Source organism: Bradyrhizobium cytisi (assembly GCF_008123515.1).
In the GTDB taxonomy this organism is placed as follows: Bacteria; Pseudomonadota; Alphaproteobacteria; order Rhizobiales; family Xanthobacteraceae; genus Bradyrhizobium; species Bradyrhizobium cytisi.
In genome coordinates this window covers 1-24,909 of sequence record NZ_VSSR01000064.1, presented here as the reverse complement: position 1 = coordinate 24,909, position 24,909 = coordinate 1, and the positions used below count along the sequence as shown (strand labels likewise).

24 protein-coding genes and 1 pseudogene are annotated in these 24,909 nt (G+C 64.6%); 12 read left to right on the top strand and 13 right to left on the bottom strand.

Translation table 11 applies throughout. The annotated features are described in order from the left end of the window. Positions 1 to 3: 3 nt before the first annotated feature. The 4 genes from hisG to FXB38_RS32610 all read left to right on the top strand — a co-directional run bounded on the left by hisG (position 4) and on the right by FXB38_RS32610 (position 3,902). Positions 4 to 981: an ATP phosphoribosyltransferase gene (gene hisG, locus FXB38_RS32625; RefSeq protein WP_148755080.1), complete on the top strand. Its 978-nt coding sequence runs from the start codon at positions 4 to 6 to the stop codon at positions 979 to 981. Between the two features lie 88 nt (positions 982 to 1,069). Further along, complete coding sequence (locus tag FXB38_RS32620; RefSeq protein ID WP_148755079.1) at positions 1,070 to 2,116, top strand: glycosyltransferase family 2 protein; 1,047 nt, start codon at positions 1,070 to 1,072, stop codon at positions 2,114 to 2,116. Further along, positions 2,113 to 2,958 (top strand): ChbG/HpnK family deacetylase, encoded by an 846-nt coding sequence (locus FXB38_RS32615; RefSeq protein ID WP_148755078.1) that lies wholly within the window; start codon positions 2,113 to 2,115, stop codon positions 2,956 to 2,958. The genes FXB38_RS32620 and FXB38_RS32615 overlap by 4 nt, the downstream gene beginning before the upstream one ends. Positions 2,959 to 3,083: 125 nt before the next feature. Further along, positions 3,084 to 3,902 carry a DUF2076 domain-containing protein gene (locus FXB38_RS32610; protein ID WP_148755077.1) on the top strand — a complete coding sequence of 273 codons (819 nt, stop codon included), beginning with the start codon at positions 3,084 to 3,086 and terminating at the stop codon, positions 3,900 to 3,902. A 65-nt stretch (positions 3,903 to 3,967) separates the two neighbouring features. On the opposite strand, the gene FXB38_RS32605 is transcribed toward FXB38_RS32610, so the two are convergent. After that, positions 3,968 to 4,783, bottom strand: a complete 816-nt coding sequence (locus FXB38_RS32605) for a L,D-transpeptidase (RefSeq protein WP_148755076.1) — start codon at positions 4,781 to 4,783, stop codon at positions 3,968 to 3,970. 311 nt (positions 4,784 to 5,094) lie between these two features. Here FXB38_RS32605 and FXB38_RS32600 point away from each other — a divergent pair, with 311 nt between their 5' ends. Beyond that, positions 5,095 to 5,874, top strand: a complete 780-nt coding sequence (locus FXB38_RS32600; protein WP_148755075.1) for a protein phosphatase CheZ — start codon at positions 5,095 to 5,097, stop codon at positions 5,872 to 5,874. 188 nt (positions 5,875 to 6,062) lie between these two features. Here the strand turns inward: FXB38_RS32600 and FXB38_RS32595 are convergent, their stop codons facing one another. After that, entirely contained in the window at positions 6,063 to 6,584 is a 522-nt protein-coding gene (locus FXB38_RS32595; RefSeq protein ID WP_187435303.1) for a hypothetical protein, read from the bottom strand. Between the two features lie 319 nt (positions 6,585 to 6,903). Between FXB38_RS32595 and FXB38_RS32590 the strand changes: the two genes are divergently transcribed. From FXB38_RS32590 to FXB38_RS32580, 3 genes are all read left to right on the top strand, one after another. Further along, on the top strand, positions 6,904 to 7,200 hold the full coding sequence (locus FXB38_RS32590; RefSeq protein ID WP_014491914.1) for a co-chaperone GroES: 297 nt from the start codon (positions 6,904 to 6,906) through the stop codon (positions 7,198 to 7,200). A gap of 117 nt (positions 7,201 to 7,317) precedes the next feature. Then, on the top strand, positions 7,318 to 8,946 hold the full coding sequence (gene groL / locus FXB38_RS32585) for a chaperonin GroEL (RefSeq protein WP_148755073.1): 1,629 nt from the start codon (positions 7,318 to 7,320) through the stop codon (positions 8,944 to 8,946). A 143-nt stretch (positions 8,947 to 9,089) separates the two neighbouring features. After that, on the top strand, positions 9,090 to 10,301 hold the full coding sequence (locus tag FXB38_RS32580) for a hypothetical protein (protein WP_187435302.1): 1,212 nt from the start codon (positions 9,090 to 9,092) through the stop codon (positions 10,299 to 10,301). A 132-nt stretch (positions 10,302 to 10,433) separates the two neighbouring features. On the opposite strand, the gene FXB38_RS32575 is transcribed toward FXB38_RS32580, so the two are convergent. After that, positions 10,434 to 10,832: an META domain-containing protein gene (locus FXB38_RS32575; RefSeq protein WP_148755071.1), complete on the bottom strand. Its 399-nt coding sequence runs from the start codon at positions 10,830 to 10,832 to the stop codon at positions 10,434 to 10,436. 135 nt (positions 10,833 to 10,967) lie between these two features. After that, the gene (locus tag FXB38_RS32570) at positions 10,968 to 12,632 is read right to left on the bottom strand and encodes an L-lactate permease (protein ID WP_148755070.1); all 1,665 of its coding nucleotides are present in this window, start codon (positions 12,630 to 12,632) and stop codon (positions 10,968 to 10,970) included. A 314-nt stretch (positions 12,633 to 12,946) separates the two neighbouring features. On the opposite strand from FXB38_RS32570, the gene FXB38_RS32565 reads away from it, so the two are divergent. Beyond that, positions 12,947 to 14,710: an ABC transporter ATP-binding protein/permease gene (locus FXB38_RS32565; protein ID WP_148755069.1), complete on the top strand. Its 1,764-nt coding sequence runs from the start codon at positions 12,947 to 12,949 to the stop codon at positions 14,708 to 14,710. A gap of 76 nt (positions 14,711 to 14,786) precedes the next feature. On the opposite strand, the gene FXB38_RS32560 is transcribed toward FXB38_RS32565, so the two are convergent. The 5 genes from FXB38_RS32560 to FXB38_RS32540 all read right to left on the bottom strand — a co-directional run bounded on the left by FXB38_RS32560 (position 14,787) and on the right by FXB38_RS32540 (position 19,986). Beyond that, entirely contained in the window at positions 14,787 to 15,812 is a 1,026-nt protein-coding gene (locus FXB38_RS32560) for a TorF family putative porin (RefSeq protein ID WP_187435301.1), read from the bottom strand. A 430-nt stretch (positions 15,813 to 16,242) separates the two neighbouring features. Beyond that, on the bottom strand, positions 16,243 to 16,635 hold the full coding sequence (locus tag FXB38_RS32555; RefSeq protein WP_148755067.1) for a histone: 393 nt from the start codon (positions 16,633 to 16,635) through the stop codon (positions 16,243 to 16,245). 70 nt (positions 16,636 to 16,705) lie between these two features. Then, positions 16,706 to 18,028, bottom strand: a complete 1,323-nt coding sequence (glcF, locus tag FXB38_RS32550; RefSeq protein WP_148755066.1) for a glycolate oxidase subunit GlcF — start codon at positions 18,026 to 18,028, stop codon at positions 16,706 to 16,708. Then, on the bottom strand, positions 18,025 to 19,263 hold the full coding sequence (locus tag FXB38_RS32545) for an FAD-binding protein (protein ID WP_148755065.1): 1,239 nt from the start codon (positions 19,261 to 19,263) through the stop codon (positions 18,025 to 18,027). Before FXB38_RS32545 ends, glcF begins: the two co-directional genes overlap by 4 nt. 33 nt (positions 19,264 to 19,296) lie before the next feature. Continuing rightward, a complete protein-coding gene (locus FXB38_RS32540) occupies positions 19,297 to 19,986 on the bottom strand; it encodes an ArsR/SmtB family transcription factor (protein ID WP_148755064.1) in 690 nt (229 codons plus the stop codon). Positions 19,987 to 20,320: 334 nt separating this feature from the next. Between FXB38_RS32540 and FXB38_RS32535 the strand changes: the two genes are divergently transcribed. Continuing rightward, positions 20,321 to 20,656 carry a putative quinol monooxygenase gene (locus FXB38_RS32535; protein ID WP_187435300.1) on the top strand — a complete coding sequence of 112 codons (336 nt, stop codon included), beginning with the start codon at positions 20,321 to 20,323 and terminating at the stop codon, positions 20,654 to 20,656. Between the two features lie 51 nt (positions 20,657 to 20,707). Here FXB38_RS32535 and FXB38_RS32530 read toward each other — a convergent pair whose 3' ends face one another. Further along, complete coding sequence (locus tag FXB38_RS32530; protein ID WP_148755062.1) at positions 20,708 to 22,201, bottom strand: FAD-linked oxidase C-terminal domain-containing protein; 1,494 nt, start codon at positions 22,199 to 22,201, stop codon at positions 20,708 to 20,710. 254 nt (positions 22,202 to 22,455) lie between these two features. Here FXB38_RS32530 and cycA point away from each other — a divergent pair, with 254 nt between their 5' ends. Continuing rightward, positions 22,456 to 22,851, top strand: a complete 396-nt coding sequence (cycA, locus tag FXB38_RS32525; protein WP_148755061.1) for a cytochrome c-550 CycA — start codon at positions 22,456 to 22,458, stop codon at positions 22,849 to 22,851. Positions 22,852 to 22,869: 18 nt separating this feature from the next. Here cycA and FXB38_RS32520 read toward each other — a convergent pair whose 3' ends face one another. Further along, positions 22,870 to 23,826 carry an alpha/beta fold hydrolase gene (locus FXB38_RS32520; protein ID WP_187435299.1) on the bottom strand — a complete coding sequence of 319 codons (957 nt, stop codon included), beginning with the start codon at positions 23,824 to 23,826 and terminating at the stop codon, positions 22,870 to 22,872. Between the two features lie 331 nt (positions 23,827 to 24,157). Between FXB38_RS32520 and FXB38_RS32515 the strand changes: the two genes are divergently transcribed. Next, a complete protein-coding gene (locus FXB38_RS32515) occupies positions 24,158 to 24,340 on the top strand; it encodes a hypothetical protein (RefSeq protein ID WP_148755059.1) in 183 nt (60 codons plus the stop codon). Positions 24,341 to 24,343: 3 nt separating this feature from the next. Here the strand turns inward: FXB38_RS32515 and FXB38_RS32510 are convergent, their stop codons facing one another. Together FXB38_RS32510 and FXB38_RS32505 are read right to left on the bottom strand one after the other, a co-directional pair. Further along, on the bottom strand, positions 24,344 to 24,604 hold the full coding sequence (locus tag FXB38_RS32510) for a hypothetical protein (RefSeq protein WP_148755058.1): 261 nt from the start codon (positions 24,602 to 24,604) through the stop codon (positions 24,344 to 24,346). A gap of 125 nt (positions 24,605 to 24,729) precedes the next feature. Continuing rightward, positions 24,730 to 24,909, bottom strand: a pseudogene (locus FXB38_RS32505) (hypothetical protein); the annotation flags it as partial.

Genomic DNA, 24,909 nt, shown 5'->3' with positions numbered 1-24,909 from the left:
GTCATGAGCGCGCCATTCGTTCTGGCCGTTCCCTCCAAGGGTCGCCTCCAGGAAAACACCGAGGCCTTCTTCGCCCGCGCCGGGCTCAAGCTGTCGAAGGCCGGCGGCGCCCGCGACTATCGCGGCACGCTTGCAGGGCTCGACAATGTCGAGGTCGCCTATCTCTCGGCGAGCGAGATCGCATCGCAGCTCGCGCGCGGCGTCGCGCATCTCGGCGTCACCGGCGAAGACCTGGTGCGCGAGAATATCGCCGACGCCGACAAGCGCGTGTCGCTGATCGACGGGCTCGGCTTCGGCTATGCCGACGTCGTGGTCGCGGTGCCGCAGGCCTGGATCGACGTCCGCACCATGGCGGATCTCGACGACGTCACCACCGGCTTCCGCGAGCAGCATCACATGCGGATGCGGGTCGCGACCAAGTTCGTCAACCTCACGCGCAGCTTCTTCCAGAGCCACGGCATCACCGATTACCGCATCGTCGAGAGCACCGGCGCGACCGAGGGCGCGCCGGCGGCCGGCAGCGCCGAGCTGATCGTCGACATCACCACGACAGGTGCGACGCTCGCCGCCAATGGCTTGCGGGTGCTCGACGACGGCGTGATCCTGCGCAGCCAGGCCAATCTGGTCGCCTCAAAGGAGGCCGACTGGTCGCCGCAGGCCCGCGAGACCGCCCGCGTCATCCTCGACCACATCGCCGCCCGGGCCCGGGCCAACAAATATCGCGAGGTCCGGACCCGCTTCCGGCAATGCGACGCCACCCTGCTCACCGAGGCCCACAGCCGTTTCGGCGTCGAGGCTCCGTTCGGCGGGCCGACCTCGTCGGGCATGCTCACGCTGCACTGCCCACCCGGACAGCTCTACGCGCTCGCGAGCTTCCTGCGCGAACATGGCGCCGAGACCGTCTCGGTGGTCTCGCTCGACTACGTGTTCGACCGGGAGAACCCGCTGTTCGCCAAGCTCGAAACGTTCCTGCGGCAGTGAGCCTCAGGTCCGTTCAGCGTAGCGACAGCAAGCAGCAGCTACCATATGCTGTTGAGATGACTTTGAACGCCCTCTGGAACCTTGATCGATGACGCTGGGCTCTGACGTTTCCGGCCTGACCGCCACCGCAGCGAGTGCCGCTGCGAAGGGGCTGTCGATTGTCGTCCCCGTCTATAACGAGGCGGCGGGCCTCGCCGTCCTGCATCAGCGCATCTGCGATATCGCCAAGACCTTGCGGCAACGCTACCGGCTATCCTGCGAGGTCATCTACGTCGACGACGGCAGCGCGGACGCGACGCTGTCGATCGCCCGCAGCCTGCCGGCCGATGCGGTCGATGTCCAGGTGGTGTCGCTGTCGCGCAATTTCGGCAAGGAGGCTGCGCTGATGGCCGGCCTCGACCACGCCCGGCTCGGCGCGGTTTTGTTCATGGACGGCGACGGCCAGCACCCGCCGACGCTCGTCGAGCAGCTCGTGCGGCACTGGATCGAGGACGGCTATGATGTCGTCTACACCGCCAAGGCCCATCGCGACAACGAGCCCTTCCTGCGCCGGGTCGCCGTGCACGGCTTCTACGCGCTGATCAACTGGGGCGCGCGTCAGAAGATCCCGGAGGATGCCGGCGACTTCCGCCTGCTGTCGCCGCGCGCGGTCGCAGCGCTGCGGCAGCTGCCGGAGCGCAACCGCTTCTTCAAGGGCCTGGCAAGCTGGATCGGCTTCCGCCAGATCCGCGTCGACTACGAGCCGGCGCCGCGCACCCATGGCGTGACGACCTTCAGCGCGGCGCGTCTGCTTGGCCTGTCGATCGAAGGCGTGACCTCGTTCTCGGTGGCGCCGCTGCGTTTTGCGAGCCTGCTCGGTGTGATCCTCGCCGGCGGCGCCTTCCTGTTCGGCCTGTCGATCCTGTGGGAGGTCTGGACCACCGGCAAGCAGGTACCCGGCTATCCTTCCCTCGTGATCGGCCTGATGACGATCGGTGGCGTGCAGCTCATCATGATCGGCATCGTCGGCGAATATATCGGCAAGATCCTCTCAGAGCTGAAGGCGCGTCCGATCTACTTCGTCGCCGAGCACAGTGAAAAGCATTTCGAGACCGGCAAGGCCGACGACGCGTCGAAGAGGACGGCGGCCGAATGAGTGCGGCGGCAGCGCCGCGGCCGATCTGGCTCTGCGCCGACGATTACGGCATCAGCCCCGGTGTCAATCGCGCCATCCGCGACCTGGTCGCGCGCGGCCGCCTCAACGCGGCCTCGGTGATGATGGTGGGCCCCGCGATCGAGCGTGGCGAGATCGATACGCTCCAGGCCGCAGCGAAGACGAGCCCGCGCTGCGCGATCGGATTGCATGTGACGCTGTCGGCGCCGTTCCGCCCCCTCACCATGCATTTCCGGCCGCTCGATGGCGACATGTTCATGGCCTTTCCAAAACTGCTGCGCGCCGGATTCCTGCGGCGGCTCGACCGCGAATTCTTTCGCAACGAGGTGAGAGCGCAGCTCGCCGCTTTCGCAGAAGCCTTCGGCCGCGCGCCCGATTTCGTCGACGGCCATCAGCATGTGCAGCTGTTTCCGCAGGTGCGCGACGGCTTCCTCGATGCCGTCAGCGAAGCGGCGCCCAACGCGTGGGTGCGCCAGGGCGGACGCGACCTGCCGCTGGCGCAACGGCTGGCGTCGCCGAAAGCGATGGTGCTCGATGTCCTCAGCGCGCAATTCCGCCGCCGGGCCAGGCGCGCCGGTCTTGCGTTCAATCCCGCATTTGCGGGCGCCTACGATTTCACACGCGCGGCCGATTTCGGCGATCTGGTGCGGCAGTTCCTGGAAGGTCTTCCCGAGGGCGGCCTCGTGATGTGCCATCCCGGCTTCGTCGACGAGGTCCTCACCGGCCTCGACCCGATGACGGATGTCAGGGAGCGCGAGCATGCCTATCTCGCTAGCGACGCCTTTGCGCAGCTTCTCGCGACCAGCCACGTGACATTGCAATGAAACCGGCGAAATCGAGCCCGCGGGGCAGTCTGTCGCATACCGAAATTTAATCCGGCCGCCACTGTTGGGGCCACAATGGAACCCTACATTCCGCTTGCGCTTGTTTCGCGCGAGGGAGACAGACCATGACGCCGCAGGAACGCCAGCTCGTCGACGACCTCTTCGATCGACTTTCGAAACTGGAAAATGCACCGCGCGATCCCGACGCGATCGCCGCGATTTCGGACGGCCTCCGCAAGGCGCCGGGCGCAGTTTATGCGCTGGTGCAAACCACGCTGTTACAGGACGAAGCGCTGAAGCGCGCGCATAACCGCATCCAGGAGCTGGAAGCGGCCCATGCGCCGGAGCAGTCCCAGTCCGGCGGCTTCCTCGACACCATGCGGGACACGCTGTTCGGCTCGAGCCCGTCGCGCGGCTCGGTTCCGAACGTGCCGCCGCGTGACGCGCGGCCGGTCTGGAACAGCGGCCAGGCGATGCAGCAGGCCCAGCCGGGCTACGGCCAGCCACCTTATGGTCAGGCCTACGGACAGGGACCAGGGCAAGGCTATGGCGCCCCGCCGGTCGGTGGTGGCGGCGGCTCCTTCCTGGGCACGGCAGCCGCGGCCGCGGCCGGTGTGGTCGGCGGCTCGCTGCTGCTCTCCAGCATCCGCGGCATGATGGGCGGACCGCATCAGCAGGCGTTTGGCGACACCAACGCCCTAGGTGACCGCAGCCCGTGGGGCGGCAGCGACCAGTCGGGCGGCTCACTTGCCCGCGATGCCGGCCTCAACGACATCGGCTCGAACCGTGATCGCGACGACTCGCGTCAGGGCTTCCTCGACCAGGCGTCGAACGATCGGGATAACAACGATCAAAGCGACGACGACAATAGCGACAGCAATGTCGACCTCGCCGACGACAGTGACTTCGGCGGCGGAGACGATGGCGGCAGCGATTACGCGTAAGGCTGCTCCTTCAAGCCAAAACGGCCACCTAAAGGGTGGCCGTTTTCATTTCGAATGCCAGGCGCTCACATCACCACGACCTTGGTGCCGACATTGACGCGGCCGTAGAGATCGATGACGTCCTCATTGCGCATGCGGATGCAGCCAGAGGAGACGTTGGTGCCGATGGTCCAGGGCTCGTTGGAGCCATGGATGCGGTAGAGCGTCGAGCCCAGATACATCGCGCGCGCGCCGAGCGGGTTTTCCGGGCCGCCTTCCATGTGCCGCGGCAGATCGGGGCGGCGTGCGATCATCTCCGCCGGCGGCGTCCAATCCGGCCATTCGCGCTTGGCCGTGATCGACTTCACGCCGCTCCAGGTGAACCCCTCGCGTCCGACGCCGATGCCGTAGCGCATCGCCCGACCGTTGCCCTCGACGAGATAGAGAAACTTGTTGTTGGAATCGACCACGATCGTGCCAGCGCTTTCCTTGCCGCTATAGTCAACAAGCTGTTTCTCGAATTTCGGATCGAACGAACGCTGCCGCGGATCGATTGCCTCCTGCTGGAGACCTGCGCCTTGCTGATATCCGCCCTGCATCTGCGGCTCGCCCATCGGCGGCAGGCGGCGTGGATCGTTGTAGGCGGGCTGCTGCTGATAGATCGGCTGCTGCGGCGCATAGGCCGGACCGCGGCCGGGCCCATCGCCGAACAGGAACTCGATGAAGCCGCCGCCCATATTGGCATTGGAGGCGACGCGCACCGGCGCCGGCGGCACATGCGGCTGGTAGAGCACCGCGGGCGGATCGTTCGGCACTGTATTGTCGAACGCGCTGGCGCGATCGGCGCCGACAAGGAAGGCGCAAGCGCTGCCGAGCAGCGCGACAGACATTTTCTTGAACATCGACGTACTCTGTACTGTTTCGTCTAGTTGCATTTGCCGCCGAACGCGGCTTGCTGTCCGCGTCCTCGACGTGGTCAATAAAGAGCAAACTCCGTTTCGTTTGGTAAACAGAAACGACGTTTCGATTCACCACGTCGCGCGCGGCGGGACAATTTGGCGGTCAGCGTTTATTTTCGATGAAGGGCGGAGCCTCATGGTTAATCGCCCGTTTGCATGTCGTCGCGCGCGGCCGCACGACAGTTCCTGCCGTGAACCTCGTGTTAAATTGCTTCTGCCTACAAAGACGCGTGAGTGAGGTGGGGGAGTTCCTGATGGCTGTTCACCGCAAGCGTTTTCGTGTCGAGGATATCGCCGGTGGCGAGATGCCAATTCTTGACGTAGCAGAAGAGGCAGGCCCGATGCATACCGAGATTATGGCGGAGCTGCGCGCAATCCGCGCACAGATGGCAAGGGGCACTGTGCCCATGTCCGGCAGCGCAGCCATGGCGGCGATCGACGCCTCCACGAACCAGGAGCTTTCCGACGCACGCACGATGCTCGAGACCTATCGGGCCCAGATCGAGCAGTGCGAGAAGCTGAAGGTCGAGCTCGACCTCATCCATGACGCCATCGACCGCACCAAGCGCGAGATCGCGACGCTGCACGGCAAGAGCTTTGACGGCGGCGAAATGGCCAAGGTCAATGGCGAGCTCGGCGCGGTGGTCGGCGGCACCGAACAGGCGACCCAGCAGATCCTCGAAGCCGCGGAGTCGATCGACCAGGCGGCCAGCGCGATGTCCAAGGTGCAATCGGCCGATCAACAGAAGCGGCTCGCCGACGACATCCAGGAACGCGTCATCTCGATCTTCGAGGCCTGCAACTTCCAGGACCTGACCGGCCAGCGCATCAGCAAGGTCATGGGCACGATGAAGTTCATCGAGCAGCACATCAATGCGATGATGGAAATCTGGGGCGGCGTCGACGCGATCAAGGCCCACGTGCCGGCGCAGGTGGACACCCGCAGCGACGACGACAAACTGCTCAACGGCCCGAAGCTCGCCGGCGACGTCGGCCACGCCTCGCAGGACGACATCGACGCGCTGTTCGACTAAGCGACGCGACAGACGGAAAGCAAACGCCGGCGAGAAGCCGGCGTTTTTTCGTCATTGCGAGCGCAGCGAAGCAATCCAGAGTCCCTCCGCGGAAGCAGTCTGGATTGCTTCGTCGCACCAGCGCAAAATTGCTTCGCAATTTTGTCGCGGGCTCCTCGCAATGACGAGCGGTTAGAGCTCGGCCCGCCTCACGCCCTCGGCGCGCAGCGGACGTAGACCATGTTGCCGTAGCGGGTGGCGGCGTCCTTGTCGACGAAGCGGGTGATCATGACGCGGCCGTCGAAGGAGACGATCTCGCGGTCCTGCTCGCCCGGCGTCGGGCCGGGGGGGCCGATATAATTCTTGCCGCCCGCCGAGCCCTTCAGCCGCAATTCCTGCGGCGTGGCCTGGTCGGCGAGATGCATGACCACGCCGCCGGAGGTGCCGGCGCCGATCACGTAGGGATTCTTGCACTGGGCGCGCGCGGCCGCCTCGGTGCGGGCGCGGTCGGCCGGGTTCTGGAACGAGGCGAGACCCCAGCGGCCGACGATCTCGTCGCCGCGGATCGAGGCTGGCATTTCCGGCCCGGTGCCCGGCTCGGCCTCGGGCGCCGGCTGGGACGAGGAAAAGGACGGCAGGCTCATGCCGCCGCCGCAGGCGCCGAGCAGCAGCGCCAAGCAAGAGGCCGCCGCCAGATTGGCAACCGTGCGCGCGTGAGCTGAACTGATCATGGCATTCCCCCGAACAAGACCATGGCCGCATCCCTCCCGCAGCCAAGCGCAAAACCGCAGCCGTAGCAATGACGTCTTAATATACGCCCGCGCCGGAATCGAGTTTCCGTAGACACCATCCTATATCCGCCTCACCAATCGCTTAACCACCTTTGCTTGACAGGATCGCAGTCAAGCCATATCCCCTGCGCACTATTAGCACTCGGAAAGACCGATTGCTAAGGGGCGCCGTTTGATCCTCGGGCAGAGGATGGACGGGAGCGCCGCCCTCACCCACCTCCGCTACTTTCGGAAAACTGAGCCTCCAAAGGGAAACGTCATGGCTAAGTCCAAATTTCGTCCGCTGCATGACCGTGTCGTGGTCAAACGTATCGATGCCGAGGAAAAGACCAAGGGCGGCATCATCATCCCCGACACCGCCAAGGAAAAGCCGTCCCAGGGCGAAGTCGTCGCCGTCGGCCCCGGCGGTCGTGACGAGGCTGGCAAGCTGATCCCGATCGACCTCAAGGTCGGCGACCGCGTGCTGTTCGGCAAGTGGTCGGGCACCGAGGTCAAGATCGACAACGAGGAGCTCCTGATCATGAAGGAGTCGGACATCATGGGTGTGATGGCCTAAGGCCAGACGCCTGAACAGCCGCTGAATGCCATGCCCGGATCATCAGGTCCGGGCATCCATCATTCCGCAGCACAGCATCAAACAAGACACATCACGACATAACAGGGATTGCAGACCATGGCTGCCAAGGAAGTCAAGTTTTCCGGAGACGCGCGCGATCGCATGCTGCGCGGTGTCGACATTCTCGCCAACGCCGTCAAGGTGACGCTCGGCCCCAAGGGCCGCAACGTCGTCATCGAGAAGTCGTTCGGCGCGCCGCGCATCACCAAGGACGGCGTCACCGTCGCCAAGGAGATCGAGCTCGAGGACAAGTTCGAGAACATGGGCGCCCAGATGGTGCGTGAGGTCGCCTCCAAGACCAACGATCTCGCCGGCGACGGCACCACCACCGCGACCGTGCTGGCCCAGGCCATCGTGCGCGAAGGCGCCAAGGCGGTTGCTGCCGGCATGAACCCGATGGATCTCAAGCGCGGGATCGATATTGCGGTGACGGCCGTGGTCAAGGACATCGAGAAGCGCGCCAAGCCGGTCGCCGCTTCCTCCGAGGTCGCCCAGGTCGGCACCATCTCGGCCAACGGCGACGCCGCCATCGGCAAGATGATCGCGCAGGCGATGCAGAAGGTCGGCAACGAGGGCGTCATCACCGTCGAGGAAAACAAGTCACTCGACACCGAAGTCGACATCGTCGAGGGCATGAAGTTCGACCGCGGCTATCTCAGCCCCTACTTCGTCACCAACCCCGAGAAGATGACCGCCGAGCTCGAGGACGCCTACATCCTCCTGCACGAGAAGAAGCTCTCGGGCCTGCAGGCCATGCTGCCGGTGCTGGAAGCCGTGGTGCAGTCGGGCAAGCCGCTCGTCATCATCGCCGAGGACGTCGAGGGCGAGGCGCTGGCGACCCTGGTCGTCAACCGCCTGCGTGGCGGCCTCAAGGTTGCGGCCGTCAAGGCGCCGGGCTTCGGTGACCGCCGCAAGGCCATGCTGGAAGACCTCGCGATCCTGACCGGTGGCCAGCTGATCTCCGAAGATCTCGGCATGAAGCTCGAGAACGTCACGGTGAAGATGCTCGGTCGTGCCGGCAAGGTCGTGATCGACAAGGAGAACACCACGATCGTCAAGGGCGCCGGCAAGAAGCCGGAGATCGAGGCCCGCGTCGGCCAGATCAAGGCCCAGATCGAGGAGACCACCTCGGACTACGACCGTGAGAAGCTTCAGGAGCGTCTCGCCAAACTCGCCGGCGGCGTCGCGGTGATCCGCGTCGGCGGCGCGACCGAGATCGAGGTCAAGGAGAAGAAGGACCGCGTCGAGGACGCGCTCAACGCCACCCGCGCCGCGGTGCAGGAAGGCATCGTCCCCGGCGGCGGCGTGACGCTGCTGCGCGCCAAGAAGGCTGTGGGGCGTCTCACCAACGCCAATGCCGACGTGCAGGCGGGCATCAACATCGTGCTGAAGGCGCTGGAAGCTCCGATCCGCCAGATCTCGGAGAATGCCGGCGTGGAGGGCTCGATCGTGGTCGGCAAGATCCTCGAGAACAAGTCCGAGACCTTCGGCTTCGACGCCCAGACCGAGGACTATGTCGACATGATCGAGAAGGGCATCATCGATCCCGCCAAGGTGGTGCGCACCGCGCTGCAGGACGCCTCCTCCGTGGCCGGCCTGCTGGTGACCACCGAGGCCATGGTCGCCGAAGCGCCGAAGAAGGAAGCCCCGCCCGCGCCGGCCGGCGGCGGCATGGGCGGCTTCTGAGCCCATCCTCACCCGATAGCGTTGCGAAGGCCGCCTCCGGGCGGCCTTCTTTTTTGCCGATCATGCTGCACGCTTTCCGATTCAACCGGCGGCCAAAACCCACTACGGTGGCGCCCGATTCCATTCGTTCGAGGATTTCGTCAATGCGCGCGCTTCTGGTTTGTTCGACCGCCCTTTTGGCGGCCCTGCTCGCCGTCTCTCCCGAGGTCGCCTCCGCCCAGATGAAGCTGTCGCCGAAGGCCACGGCGCCCGGCGGCATGGAGACGCGCTATTTCACCTCGATCGACGGCCTGATGGATGGCAATGCCGACGTGATCCTGAAGGAGACGCGGCAGGGCAAGACGGTCACCGCAGCCGTGCTCGACGTCTGCTACCCCGTCGCCAAGAACTCCGACCGCAAGGACCGCTTCGTCGTTAATCTCCAGATCGCAGGCCAGACGCTGAGCGGCACGACCTCGAGCCTCGGCGCCAAGGCGCCGGTCACCGTCAAGCTGACGCGCAAGCCGACCGGCGACACCTTCGAGTTCCGCGGCCAGATCGGCATCGGCCAGGCCGTGACCGAAGTGACCTCGCCTGACAATGCCGATCTCAGCGAGAAGGAATTTTTGGACAACCAGACCACCGACGACGGCATTACGCCCCAGCCGAAGGATTTTACCGAAGTCTCGCCCGAAGCGATCGCGGTCAAGGTCAAGCTGGATAACGCGACCGACTTCCTGAAGAGCCTCAGGGGCCAGGACGTCGAGGTGACGCTGGCAAGTCTCAGCGTCGGCTGCGATGCGCTGCGCGCCGGCGAGCAGACCATCAACATGTCGGTCGATCCGGAGCGCTCGGCCGCACTGCTCGCGAAATTCAAGGCGATGCCGGGTGTCACCGCCGCCGGCTGGACCGCAGGGCTGGCGGAGATGGACCGCACCATCCGCATCCCCGCCGCCGACTGGCGCGACGGCGACAAGATCAACCGCGACAAGCTTGCCACCGCGGTGGCTGGCGTGCTGGGCAAGACGCTTGCGGCAAAGCCGGTCTCGCAGAGCTTCAACGCCGCCACCGGCAAGCTCAAGCTCGTCTTCAAGCGTCCGAACCAGGATTTCCCCGCGCTCGATCTCACCGACACGATCGAGGTCTCGGGCCTCGTCTCCGCCGACAAGCCGGGGCCGACCGACAGACTGATGGTCTGGATCGGCAGCCCTTCGACCACGACCGCCGATGAGAGCAGCGGCGCGAAGCTCAACGTGTCGGATGAGGCGAGCGCCGATGAGGAAGGCGACCAGCCCGACGACAACGGCTCGATCGAGGCGCTCGCCAGGGAGCTGAAGGGCCAGCGCTGGGACGCCGACAAGTCGGTGTGGAAGTAGGGCGCACACAACAACGCGCTGTCATCGCCCGGCTTGGCCGGGCGATCCAGTACTCCGAGACGATTGTGATTGAATAGATAGGCCGCGGCATACTGGATTCCCCGCCTTCGCGGGGAATGACCAGAGCGGGCCTCAATTCCCGTTGGTACGAAAACGCAGTGGCTTCGGGCCGATCAGCGTGAGCACGTCGCCCTGACGCTTCCAGGTCTCGGCAGCGGCGAGAGCGGCGACGAGATCGTCATCGGCCTGGGCCTTTGCCGGCGGACAGGAGCGATCCTGAATTGCGCCGGGAACGAAAATCACGGTGTTGCCGGCCACCGAGAACTGTCCCTTGCCGCCCTTGCACCAGAGCTCGATCACGACCTCGCCATTGTCACCGATCTCGATGTTCGGAATTCGTTTCGAACCGGGCTGCGGCACGGCCTCCAACGTCATCTCGGCACCGAAGGGAAAGCCCTCCTGCGCACGCGCGACTGTGGACATCGCAAGCACCGCGGCCGCCGCACATACCATCCGCTTGAACGAAACCATGAGACCTCTCGATCGACCTGACTCACCGGGTCTTCTATAAGACAGCGAAGCCTTTGAGAAGATTCGTCGATCCAAGACACAAAAAATCCCCGCGAGCCGAGACCCGCGGGGATTTCATTGTAACACGCCTCCCCGTTACTTCAGCACCAGCGCGGTGAACGGCCAGACGTAGGCCTGCAACGTCACGAGCACGCCGACCAGGCAGGCCAGCACGATCGAGTGCCAGAACACGAAGCGCAGGATCGTGCCTTCGTGGCCGTACCATCTGGTGGCGGTGGAGGCGACAACGATCGATTGCGCGTCGATCATCTTGCCCATCACGCCGCCGGACGAGTTCGCCGCCGCCATCAGGATCGGCGACAGGCCGATCTGCTGCGAGGTGATTTTCTGGAGGTTGCCGAACAGGATGTTCGATGCGGTATCCGATCCGGTCAGCGCCACGCCCAACCAGCCGAGCAGCGTGCCGAAGAAGGGATAGAGCACACCGGTCGCGGCGAAGGCGAGACCGAGCGTGGCGTCGACACCGGACAGGCGGGTGAGCGTGCCGATCGCGAGCATCGCTGAGATCGTGATCAACGAGATCGCACACAGCCGGATGGTGCGGCCGTACTCGGTCAGCAACCTGCCAGGACCCACGCCCATCAGGAAGCCGGAAATGATCGCCGCGATCAGCATGCCAGTGCCGGTGAACGACAGGTAGGTGAAGCTGAACACCGCACTCTCCTTGGTCGGCCCTGGCGCGACCGGCGGCATCTTGTTGATCATCTGGTGCAGTTCGGGAACGGCGTAGTTCCAGGTGAAGATCCCGTTCGCCCAGGTCTTGAAGGCGCCATTACCCCAGATCAGCATGACGATGCAGACGATGATCCACGGCAACAGCGCGCTCCACAGCTCGGCCTGCGTGAGCGGAGTTTTGTCGAGCGGCGTTGTCGTGCCCATATGCGATACCGATTCGTCGCGGCCGCGCAGCGCAGCCGAGAGCCACAGCTGCTTCGGCTGCCACACCTTCAGGAACAGGATCAGCGCGCCCATCGAGATCAGCGACGCCCCGATGTCGACGATCCAGGGATTGATGTAGTTCGAGATCACGAATTGCGGGACCGCGAACGACACGCCGGTGACGAGGATCGCCGGCCAGATGTCCTTCATGCCCTTCCAGCCCGCGAACGCCCACACCACCCAGAACGGTACGATCAGCGAGAAGAATGGCAATTGCCGTCCGACCATGGCGCCGAGGATGTAGGGATCGAGCCCCGTGACCGAGGCAAGGCCCTGGATCGGCGTGCCCAGCGCGCCATAGGCGACCGGCGCCGTGTTGGCGATCAGCGACAGGCCGGACGCCGCGAGCGGCGAGAAGCCGAGCCCGATCAGCACGGCGCCGGTGATTGCGACCGGTGTGCCGAAGCCCGAGGCCCACTCGAAGAAGGCGCCGAACGAGAAGGCAATCAGCAGCAATTGCAGCCGCCGGTCCTCGGTGACGCCGCCGACCGCGCGCTTCAACAGCTCGAACCGCCCGGTCGTCACCGTCACCTGGTAGAGGAAGATGACGTTGAGAACGATCCAGCCGATCGGAAAGAAGCCGGTCACAATGCCGAGGATCGAGGCGCGGATCGACATGTTCACCGGCATGGTGAAGATGAAGATCGTGATCAGGTTGGTCACGATCACGGCGATAACAGCTGCGATATGGGCCTTGACGCGCCCGCTCGCGATCAGGACCAGCAGCGTGACGACGGGTATCGCCGCCGCGATCGTCGACAGCACGGGGCTGTGCAGCGGATCATAGATTTGATTCCACATGGTCTTCCTCCCCCACGCGTTTATGTGGCAGGCCGGCCAGCGTGGGCGGCGGGCCTGCTCGACGTTGGAAGCGATAACCCCCGAGTTGGACGCGAATTCCTCGCGAAAGCCGCGGTTCCCGCCTGCTCACAAGCTCGCGAAAATCTGGCAGCCCCCACCCCACGCCGTTATGCCCATGCTAGGGTTGCAAGCCGCGGCTAGCCAACGCAAATTGCAGAACTTGCGACTTTAGTCTAAGCGCACCCACTTTCTGCCATGCCCTCAGCCGCTTGGCTTTGGCGCCGCTGTGCATATCCGTCAGGAGATCGCCCTCTGTGAGAAACATCAGCGCCACGCTCGCGACCGTCTGGCGAATCGCCGGCCCCTATTTCCGATCGGAGGACAAATGGGCCGGCTGCGGCCTGCTCGGCGTCGTCGTCGCAATGGAGCTGGCGCTCGTCGCGATCAATGTGCTGCTCAATCAGTGGCAGAACCGGTTCTACAGCGCGCTCCAGGCCTACGATCTGAATGAGTTCGTCATGCAGGTCTGGATCTTCCTCGGCCTTGCCTTCACCTACGTGGCGCTGGCCGTCTACAAGCTCTACCTGAACCAGTGGCTGCAGATCCGCTGGCGGCGATGGCTGACCCAACATTATCTCGGCGAATGGCTCGACGGCGCCACGCATTATCGCATGCAGCTGAAGGGCGACGCCGCCGATAACCCGGACCAGCGTCTCACCGAGGACGTCACCAACTTCGTCGAGCAAACGCTCGTCCTCGGTCTCGGCCTGCTGTCGTCGATCGTGACGCTGGCATCGTTCATCGTCATCCTCTGGGGTCTGTCCAACAGGGCGCCCCTGCATATTTACGGCACCGATATCGTCATCCCGGGTTTCCTGGTCTGGTGCGCGCTGGCCTACGCGCTCCTGGGTACGGCACTGACGCACTGGATCGGCGCGCCGCTCATCAATCTTTATTTCGAGAAGCAGCGCTACGAGGCCGACTTCCGCTTCAACCTGATCCGCGTGCGCGAAAATTCCGAGCAGATTGCACTCTTGAAGGGAGAGAGCGCGGAGCGAGGTCATCTCCTTCAGCGCTTCGGCTACGTCATCGGCAACTGGTATGCGATCATGAGCCGGACCAAGCGCCTCACCGCCTTCACGGCGAGCTACGGTCAGGCTGCGACGATCTTTCCCTATGTGGTGGTCTCGCCCGCCTACTTCGCCAAGAGCATCCAGCTCGGCGACATGATGCAGACCGGCTCGGCGTTTGGCCAGGTGCAGGATGCGCTGTCCTTCTTCGTCACGGCCTATCGAACAATCGCGGAATGGCGCGCGATCGTCGCGCGTCTCGACGGCTTCGAGATGTCGGTCGATGCCGCGGCAAACCTGCCGGCGCATGAGGCGACGATCGAACTCAGAGCGGCAGGCGGCAGCCGCAATATCGGCCTCGAGAAGCTCTGCGTGTATCTCCCCAACGGCACGCCGCTGGTCGCAGCCGACGGCTTCGCCATCCAGGCGCCGGAGCGCGTGCTCGTGACCGGGCCGTCGGGCTCCGGCAAGTCGACCCTATTTCGCGCCATCGCCGGCATCTGGCCGTTCGGCACAGGCACCATCGCCATCCCCGCGCAGGCGAAGCTGATGATGCTGCCGCAACGCCCCTATTTCCCGGTCGGCGCGCTGGGTGACGCCGTGATCTATCCCGCAGCACCCGGCGCATTCCAGGCCACCCAGATCCGGGACGCGTTGATCGCGGTCGGCCTGCCCGACCTCGCCGAACGGCTCACTGAGGACGGCCACTGGAACCGGATGCTGTCGCTCGGTGAGCAGCAGCGCCTCGGGCTCGCCCGCGCGCTGCTGCATGGGCCGGACTATCTCTTCCTCGACGAAGCCACCGCCTCGCTCGACGAGGCATCCGAGGCGCGGCTCTACCGGCTGCTGGCGGAGAAGCTGCCGCAGGCCACCATCGTCTCGATCGGCCATCGCTCGACGCTCGACGCCTTCCACACCCGCAAGGTGGCGATGGCAAAGGACGGCGCGATCCATGTGCTGGGCAATGGCAGTGCGCCGGCCGAGCCAGAGCCGAGCGCGGCGCGCTGAGCGCGCAGGAAGCGGCGCCCAAAACAAAAGGGCGGCAGATTGCTCTGCCGCCCCCGTTAGTCGTCTCGGGACAAACTTACTTCAGGTTGGTCATCGCCGTCAGGTCGAAGGACAGCTTGGCGATACCGGCCGTGCCGCACCAGTTGGAGCCGACGCCGGTCGGGTTGATCGCAGTGACGTTGGTGGTACCGGAGCCGTTGAAGGCGCTGGTGAAGGCGTTGCAATTGCCCTTGTTCAGGTCGGTGTCGGAGTAACGCAGGTCCAGCGTGAACACCTTGTAGGTGAAGCCGATGCCGACGTTCCAGGTGTTGTAGTCGGCGTACTTGATGCCGTTCGGGAACGGCCCGGCAAAGCCGGGATTGGTGAAGGTCGTGCCGTAGAAGGAGTCGCTGGTGCCGAGGAACTGGCGACCGAACTCGCCCGACACATACATGCCGACGCCGCTCGAACCGAAGATCGTGCTGGGCGCAGTGTACTTGGCGGTGATCGAGGCGTAGTCGCCCCATGCGCCGGAGTTCAGGAAGTTCGGCGAGTAGTACTCGTTCAAGCCGACCGACCAGTTGTCGTTGATGGTGTAAGTGACCTTGCCGTAGACTTCGAAGAAGCTGACATCCTTCTTCATGACGTTGCCGTTGGGAAGGAAGTTCGCGAAGCATTCCGCGCTAATCGGGTTACCGCCCGCGTCGACAGCCAGGCCGCCGTTGCCGCCGTTGTAGCAGGTTCCGCCCGGATACAGGTAGCCCCAGACGCCGATGTCGAAGGCGAACGCGCCGAAGGTCGGGCGGATACCGCCATAGACGTCGATTTCGGCCGCAGCGCGGTTGGCGAAGGAGATGCTCTCCCCGGACACGCCGATATAGAGCTGGAGGTCCTTGTTGATGTTGTAGCGGGGCTCGAAATAGGCGGCGACCGACGGCTTGTGGTTCGACTGGGTCACGCCGCGGAAGATGTAGTCGCTCATGATCGCGCCGCCGAAGGCGATATCCCAGGGATCAAACGCGGGCGGCGGCGGAGCCTTCAGTGCCTTCACATGCAGATCTGCCGCGAAAGCCGAACCCGTCACCATTGCCAGCGCCGTTGCTAACAAAGTCACTTTTTTCATTTCGATCCCCATCACCAGTTCTAGACCCCGGTCGAGTTCCGGAAGCCCCCCGGGGCCACCCGACCTGATTGCAAATTTCGTTACCGCCGCAATCTGGATTGAGGGATGTGAACCGTGAAGCAAAAAACACGGGCATCTGCCGACTTTTTGGGCGTTCTGACGATTCCACGAAAGGTTGTTGGCCGGTGTTGCTTCCCGATCACATTATTTTCACTCCAAAGTGCACAGAGCCGTCCGGGATACTACGTAGGTCCGCGGCACCGTGGCGCGCGTGCCACGAATCAGCTGACTCAAAAAAGGGCAGCCTCCGGCCGCAGCCGGAGCGGCGATGCAAAAAGGCCGCAGCGTTACCGCCGCGGCCTTCCTGTTGTCGATCATGGTCGGGGAATGAAGTCGGCCCTTGGGCTGAGCTTGGGCCCAACCTTGAGGCCTAACCTTGTCCTTCGGCCGGCGTCGGTTCCGCAGAAGACGAAGGCATCGCCCAGCTTGTCTCGGCGGCAGGCTCGGGTGCCGGTGCTGCCACTGGAGCTGCCGGCTTCGGCGCGGGAGCTGCCTTCGCCTTCTTCGGTGCGGCTTTCTTGGCGGCCTTCTTCGGCGCGGCCTTCTTCACGGCCTTCTTGGCCGCAGCCTTCTTTGCCGTCTTCCTGGCGGCCTTCCTCGGCGCAGCCTTCTTGGCCGATTTCTTCGCAGACTTCTTAGCGGATTTCTTGGCAGACTTCTTGGCGGACTTCTTGGCCGCCTTCTTCTTCGTCGCCTTCTTCGCCGCTACAACCTTCTTGGCCTTTTTGGCCTTCTTGCTTTTTTTCTTACTCGATTTCGCCATCGTGATCCTCCTGTTGCCGCCGTACAATGGTCGATCGGGCGCCCTTCAGCCGTCACCTCCGGACGAAAGCTCAGCGCGACGCATCCAGTGCCGGTCGCGCCCCGCCCGTAGCCCAATCGAGAAGCTCAATCGTGTGTACGACCGGGACTGACGTGCCACTGGCAATCTGCACCATGCAACCGATATTGCCCGCGGCAATCATGTCCGGCTTGACACTCGCGATGTTGGCAACCTTGCGATCGCGCAACCGGCCCGCAAGCTCAGGCTGGAGAATGTTGTAGGTCCCCGCCGAACCGCAACACAAATGGCTCTCCGGGACATCTTTCACCACGAATCCATTCTTGGAAAGCAATTCTTTCGGAAGCCCCGTGATTTTCTGCCCGTGCTGCAACGAACACGCGGAATGATAGGCGACGACGATGTCGTCTTGCCGTGCAGTCGTTTGCAATCCGAGGCCCGCGACGTATTCGGTGATGTCCTTCGCAAGCGCGGACACTTTTGCAGCATCGGCTGCGAACGCGCCGTCCTCGCGCAGCAGATAGCCGTAGTCCTTGATCACCGTGCCGCAGCCGGACGCAGTCACCAGGATGGCGTCGAGCCCCTCGCCAGCGGCTTCCTTCTGCCATGCCGTGACGTTGGCCCGGGCCCGGCCCAGCGCGTCATCGTCGTGACCGAGGTGATGGGTCAGCGCGCCGCAGCATTGCTCGTCCCTGACCAGGACGACCTCGATGCCGTGACGGGTCAGCAGGCTGATGGCGGCCTGGTTGATGCGCGGCGCCAGCACCTGCTGGGCGCAGCCTTGGAGCAGCGCGACCCGGCCGCGCTTCTTGCCAAGCGCAGCGAACACGCTGCCCGGACGCGCGCCCGGCGCCGGCAGCCGCCCTGGGGCCAGCGCCAGCATCGCCTTGAGGCGCTGGATCAGGCCGGGCGTGGCCGAGGGCCGCGGGGTCGGCAGGAAGACGGCAAAGGGCCGGGCCAACTGCGCCAGCCGCATGCTGATGCGAAACCGCTGCGGGTCGGGCAGCACGAAGGCCAGCACCTGGCGCAGCAGCCGCTCGGTCAGCGGCCGCTGATAGCGCTGCTCGATCCTGACACGGGCCTGATCGACGAGGTGCATGTAGTTCACCCCGGAGGGACAGGTCGTCATGCAGGCCAGGCACGACAGGCAGCGGTCGACATGCTTGACCACCTCGGCCGTCGGCGCCTGGTCCTTCTCCAGCATCTCCTTGATCAGATAGATGCGGCCGCGCGGGCTATCGAGCTCGTCGCCGAGCAGCACATAGGTCGGACAGGTCGCGGTGCAGAAGCCGCAATGAACGCAGGCGCGCAGGATCTTGTCGGCTTCCGCGATGTCGGGGTCGGCGAGCTGCGCGAGTGAGAATTCGGTCTTCATGCCGCAGTGCCCCGCGTCAGCCGTCCCCGGTTCAAAATGGATTTTGGATCGAAACTGGTGCGGACCCTATCGCTCAGCGCGGCAATGCCGGGCGCCTGCGGATGGAACACGTCGATCGTCCGCCTCACGTCCTCGGCCGCCCGGATCAGCGTGGCGTGCCCGCCGACGGCGTTGGCGCGCTGGCGCACCGCCGGGGCGTGCGCGTCGCTCTTCGGCGGAAGCGCGGCCCAGATCAGGCCGCCGCCCCAATCGTAGATCACGTCGCCGCCGGTCTCGCGCGCCAATTGCGTGCCGAGCGCCGCGCCCGAAGCCGGCGGACAGACGATCCGCCACACCGGCCAGCCGCCAAGCGCGCCGCCGGCCGCGAACGGCAGCACGTCGCGGATGGTGGCCCACAGCGTGGATGACGCTGCGTCCTCGATCAGCGTTGCGGTTCCGAACGGCGCCAGCAATTCGAGGAGCGAGCCGGCGCGATGGGCGGCGGAGGCCGTGATGCCCTCGAGCCGCAGCACCGTCAACGCCTCGCCCTGGCCGGCGATATCGCCAAGCCCGTCGGTCTTGGCGCGGTAGGCCGATTTCGGCAGATGCGCGGCGGCGGAGACGTCGAAGGGCGAGCCGAGGGCCGCAATCATCGCCTTGTTAGCGGCGGCATCGTCGAGCCCGCGCAGCAGCAGCGTCCGCTCGGCCTCGGGCTTTGGCATTACCTTCAGCGTCACTTCGGTCATCACCGACAGCGTGCCCCAGGAGCCAGCAAGCAGCTTGCAGAGGTCGTAACCTGTGACGTTCTTCACCACCTTGCCGCCGGTCTTGAAGCTGTCGCCGAAACCCGAGACCGCATGCGCCCCCAGGAGATGGTCGCGCGCCCCGCCCGCCTTGATCCGGCGCGGGCCGGCCAGCCCGGCCGCGATCATGCCGCCGATGGTGCCTGATACGGGCGTGCCGAGCAGCGGCGCCGTGTTGATCGGCTCGAAGGCGAATTGCTGGTTCTTGGCATCGATCAGCGACAGCACGTCGGCCAGCGGTGCGCCGGCCTGGAGCGTCACGATCAATTCATTGGGCTCGTAGGAGGTGATGGCGTTGAGCGCGGAGACATCGAGCACGGCGTTGGTCGCCATCGCATGCCCGATGCTGCGCTTGGAGCCATGACCGATGATCTCGAGCGGCTGCTCATTGGCAATCGCCGCGCGCACCACCTCTTCGACGTCTTTGGCGTCTCTGACCCTGAGCGTATCCACGCGTCTAGCGGGTAACGAAATTTGGCCCCAAAATCAAATGCGGACACCGAACAGGGAGCGGAATGCGTCAAGCCCGGTATCGGTGATCTCGACCGAGCGCCCCTGCGGCCTGCGGCGGATCCAATCCCGCTGGAACGCCAGCTCAGCGAGTGCCGCACCTGCCCGCCCTGCCAGATGCGGCCGGCGTTCGCTCCAGTCAAGACAGGGCCGGCACAGCACCCGCCGATGCCGCGACGACGGGCGGAGATCAATACCGAAACTGCCGAGGAACGCCGTGCCCGCTTCCGTCAGCCCACCAACCTCCTGGTCGAGAACCAGATATTCGCGCTCCCGCAGCGCGTCCGCGAGGGCGACACCGAGCTCGCCCGCGAGGTGATCGTAGCAGGTCCTCGCTTGCCGCATCGCGGCATCGATCCGTGCCGGCGGCCGCGTGGCTTGCGGACCTGTTACGGCGACCGTCATCATGCCCTCCAGGACCTGCGCGACGAGCGGTGTGGCCAGCCGGTACAACCGGCGCGGCCCCCGCCGCTCGACTTTCAGAAGCGCGTGCTGCACCAGCCGGCCGAGATGCCAGCTCGCCGTCTGCGGCGTGACGCCGGCGACCAGCGCCAGCTCGCCCGCGGTCTGCGCGCGTCCGTCCATCAGCCGCGACAGGATCAGGGCCCGGCCGGGATCGGCGATCAGGGCCGCCAGGTCGGCGAGCTCGCGTGCGATGGTCGGCATGGCCGGCTCCGGCATGTGACGAAAACCCATCCTGCTTGTCGCACTGGACGTCGCCGCAACGTTTCGATCAGGATCGAAATGTTCACGACATCGACACTTCGATCACCGGCGAAGCCAACCGGCAAGACATCGCGAGATGGTCGCAGCGATCGCGATCGAAGACGAAGCAAGGGAGGCACAGATGGAGCGATCGAGACATGCGCGGCCGGCACCGCGCGCACATGGAGCGTTCAGCCGCAGGTCAGTGATCCGCGCCTGCGGCACCGTCCTGGCGATCCATCTCTCGCCATGGACGGCGGCATCATCTCAGGCACAGGAGCAAGGAGCAAAGACAATGAACCACTATGCAACACAGAAATCGATCAGCGACGCCGTCGACGGCGGCGGCCTGCTCGTGGTCGCGCAATGGGAGGCCAAGCCCGGCGAGGCCGACAGGATCGCAGCCATCCTCGATCGCTTCCTGCCGGAGGCACAGCGCGAGGACGGCGTCAAGCTGTTCCTGATCTCGCGGGCTACGGACAATCCGGCGCAGTTCCTGTTCTACGAGCTGTTCCGCGACGAAGCCGCGTTCAAGACCCACCAGGAGAGCGCGCATTTCAAGACCTACATCGCCGGCGAAGCGCTGCCGCTGCTGGCGAAGCGTGAGCGCGCGCAATACGGGCTGCTGTAAACGCTCGTGGAGGGAAGCGCTCGCGTCGCAAGCTCTTCCCTCCATAAGATCCTAGAACCGCGGAATGTCCGGGAACGCAACTTTACCGGCATGCACATGCATGCGGCCGAGCTCGGCGCAGCGGTGCAGGGTCGGAAACACTTTTCCTGGGTTGAGCAGGCCCTGGGAGTCGAAGGCGCATTTCAGCCGCTGCTGCTGGTTGAGGTCGATCTCGGTGAACATGTCGGGCATGAGATCACGCTTCTCGATGCCGACGCCATGCTCGCCGGTGAGCACGCCGCCGAACTCGACGCAGGCGCGCAGGATGTCGGCACCGAAGGCTTCGGCGCGCTCGATCTCGCCGGGCTTGTTGGCATCGTAGAGGATCAGCGGATGCAGATTGCCGTCACCGGCGTGGAACACGTTGGCGCAGCCGAGCTGGTATTTTTCCGAGAGCGCGCGGATGCGGGCGAGCGCCTTCGGCAGCGCGCCGCGCGGGATCGTGCCGTCCATGCAGAGATAGTCGGGCGAGATGCGCCCCACCGCGGGAAACGCAGCCTTGCGGCCGGCCCAGAACAGATTGCGCTCGGCCTCCGAGGTCGAGATCTGGCAGGTGGTCGAGCCGCAGCCATTCGCAATGGTCTCGACGTGCGTGATCAGCTCGTCGACCTCGATCTTGGGACCGTCGAGCTCGATGATGAGCAGCGCCTCGACGTCGAGCGGATAGCCGGCATGGACGAAGGCTTCGGCGGCATGGATCGCGGGCTTGTCCATCATCTCCATGCCGCCGGGAATGATGCCGGCGCCGATGATGCGCGCCACGCATTCGCCGGCCGCCTCGACCTGCGCGAAACCGACCATCAGCGCGCGCGCCGTCTCCGGCTTCTGCAGGATGCGCACCGTGATCTCGGTGATGACGCCGAGCAGACCTTCTGAGCCGGTAATGACGCCCATCAGGTCGTAGCCGGAATTTTCGCACCCCTTGCCGCCGATGCGCAGGATCTCGCCGCTCATCAGGACAAATTCGCAACCGAGCACGTTGTTGGTGGTCATGCCGTATTTGAGGCAATGCACGCCGCCGGAATTTTCCGCGACATTGCCACCGATCGAGCAGGCGATCTGCGAGGACGGATCGGGCGCGTAATAGAAGCCGGCATGCGCGACCGCCTGGCTGATCGCGAGATTGGTGACACCGGGCTCGGTGACGACGACGCGATTGTCGAAATCGATCTCGCGGATGCGCTTGAACTTGCCGAGACCCAGCAGCACGCCGTCCTCCAGCGGCAACGCGCCGCCGGATAGCGAGGTGCCGGAGCCGCGCGGCACCACCTTGATGCCGTGGGCGGCACAATATTTCAGGACGAGCGAGACCTGCTCGGTGGTATCGGGCAGCACCACGACCATCGGCGGCTGCCGATAGGCGGTCAGCCCGTCGGATTCATAGGCCCGCATCTCGGCAGGCGTATCGATCACGCCCTCGCCGGGCACGATCGCGCGCAGTGCAGTAACGATCTCGGCGCGGCGCGCGAGCACGGCCTGATCGCTCGCAGGCATCATGATGGCCATGACTTGTCCTTCCGGCTCACGCCGCAGTGTCGATTTGTCGCGACAAATCAACCACGTCCGGGGCCGTTTGGGTAGGCCATCCGAAAGTCGGAGCAACGATCTTCCGGCGAGTTCGCTCTGGGACAAGTGGGAAATCATGAAACCTGTCATGGTTTCGCGGCTTGTCCAAGCCGAGCGGGCCGTGCCAAAACCGGCAGGGTTCGACGATCGCCGACCGAATAAGACCCCACCGGGAAAGAGACGAAGAGCACCCTATGAAAAAACTGACTTTTGGCGCGCTGATGATCCTCACCGTCACTGCCACGGCCACCAGCGCGATGGCGCAGGATGCCGCGGCCGGCAAATCGTCGTTCAACAAATGCCTGGCCTGCCACGCCATCGGCGAAGGCGCCAAGAACAAGGTCGGCCCCGAGCTCAACGGCCTCGACGGCCGCAAGTCCGGCACCGCGCCGGATTACAGCTATTCGGACGCGAACAAGAATTCCGGCATCACCTGGAACGAGGCGCAATTCAAGGAATACATCAAGGACCCCAAGGCCAAGATCCCCGGCACCAAGATGGCGTTCGCCGGCATCAAGAACGAGACCGAGATCAACAATCTGTGGACCTATGTGTCGCAGTTCGACAAGGACGGGAAGATCAAGCAGTAAGCGGGTGAGCGGCGGCCGCTAATCCGCGGCCGCCTGCGCCGCGGCGACTTGACCGATCATTGTCTCGATCTCCGTCTTCACGAGATCCGGCACCGCGTTCTGCACCATGTGGCCGAGATCGGGCAGCACGATCAGCTTTGCGTTCGGCACCGCCGCTGCGAAGGGGCGCGCGTGGATGTCGGTCTTTACCGTCTTGTCGGGCTCGCCGGCGATGATCGTGACCGGCACCCTGATCTTGCCGTAGCGTGGAGCCTGCTCGGCCACCGACGCCTTCAGCGTCACCAGATCATAGGCATTGGCGATGAATTCGCGCGGACGCAGCAACAGCGGCGTCGCGGACTCCTTCACGAAACCGTCCGGCATCGTCTGCGGCAGGAAGACGCTGCGCGCGCCAGACTCGGCGACGAAATAGCCCAGTGGCAGCGTGATGGTGTAGGCGAGCAGCGGCCCAATCACCGGCATTGCGATGATCTCGTTGTAGCGGCCGACGCCGCCGCGCCAGGGATGGGTCACCGGCGCCAGCATCACGAGGCCGGCGACGCGGCTTGCGTGATCGAGCGCCAGCCGCGCGCCGAGCGCCCCGCTCCATGAATGCGCGACGAAGACGGCGCGATCGATCCCGAGCTTGCCAAGCGCCTCGTCGATCATCCGCGCCTGGATGTCCGGCGTCGAATCCTGCCGTCGCGCGCGCGTGCTCCAGCCATGGCCAGGACGGTCGATCAGGATGACGCGATGCTGCTTGGCCAGGAGGTCGCCGAGCGGATGCCGCATCACTTCGAGGTTGGAGCTCGCGCCATGCAGCATCACGATCGGAGGGCCGGCATCGCGCGGGCCGATGTCGACGACATGGAGCGTCGCACCGTCGACCTCGATCATCCGGCCCTGCGGCGGAAAGCTACGCTGCACGGCGACGATTCCGGCCTGCGTGACCACCGCCAGCAGAACCAGCGCGGTCGCAATTGACATCGCGATCATGGAGAAAGTCCGGGCAATCCAGGGCACATGGCAGCTACGGGTCTTAGCACACGGCAGTTTCGCCCGGTGGGCGTCAGCGCTTCCACCGGAAATGCCGGGGCTGTGGATATGTGCATAATCTCAATCTACAAAAACGGAATGAAATCAATGGCCTTCGCAGGCGACCCACAAGCCTCGGATCAGCTTCATGCAGTCGTCATGGCGGCTTCCTTATAATCGCCACGGTCGGTTCCGCCATCTAGGCGCGGGTGGGCGCCGATCCTCCTCGCAACCTCACGGCTGCGGGAAAGGCCGGCAGGATTTGTCCTGGCTTGAACCGGAGGATTTTTCGATGAGCTTGAGATCGAACGATACTGCAATCGACGAGATCGTCGCGAGCTGCAACGGCGACCTGCGCGGTGCCGTGCGGGCGCTGCTCCTGATCAATGAGCATCTCGAGACGGAGCTTGCAAAGGCTTACGCAGCGGCCGTTGATCGCGGTCTTGCCGAACGCGGCGGCAGCGTTCTGCACTAAGGCCTAGCCTGCGCCGTCCTCGGCCTTTTGCTCATCGGGCGTGAGTGCGGGACAGGCGCGAATGGTCGAGCGTGCCAGCTTGGCATCGTCCTTGGATTTGTAAGGACCGTCGCCGAACCAGATGTCGCCGTTGATGACCGGATTGCTGGTCACGATGTTGCATTTGCCGGTGGCGCGATTGCCGACCACCCAGAACAGTCCGTCGGCAAGGCCCATCGTTCCTGACGCCAGCAGCAAGCTGCAAGCAAAGATCAAACGCTTCATGGCTTTTGCTCCTGCCATGCAGGTAGGCCTGCGGCGGCGCCGGCAATAGTCCTTGCGACGTTGCGCCTCCGATCGTGGTTAATCGGCGGGCGCCACAACCGCTCAAGAAATGATCGAGTTAGAGGCTAGAGCGTTAGCCGATCAGGTTGCAAGTACCCTGCGGCCACGAAGTAGTTTGTGGATTCTGCGGGCGTGTAGGTGTCGACGATGCGACCAATAGCGTCCCAGAGACCATTGACCGTACGTTCGGCTGCCTTTCGCAAATTTGCTTTGAGCTTGGCGAATGCATTCTCGATCGGGTTGAG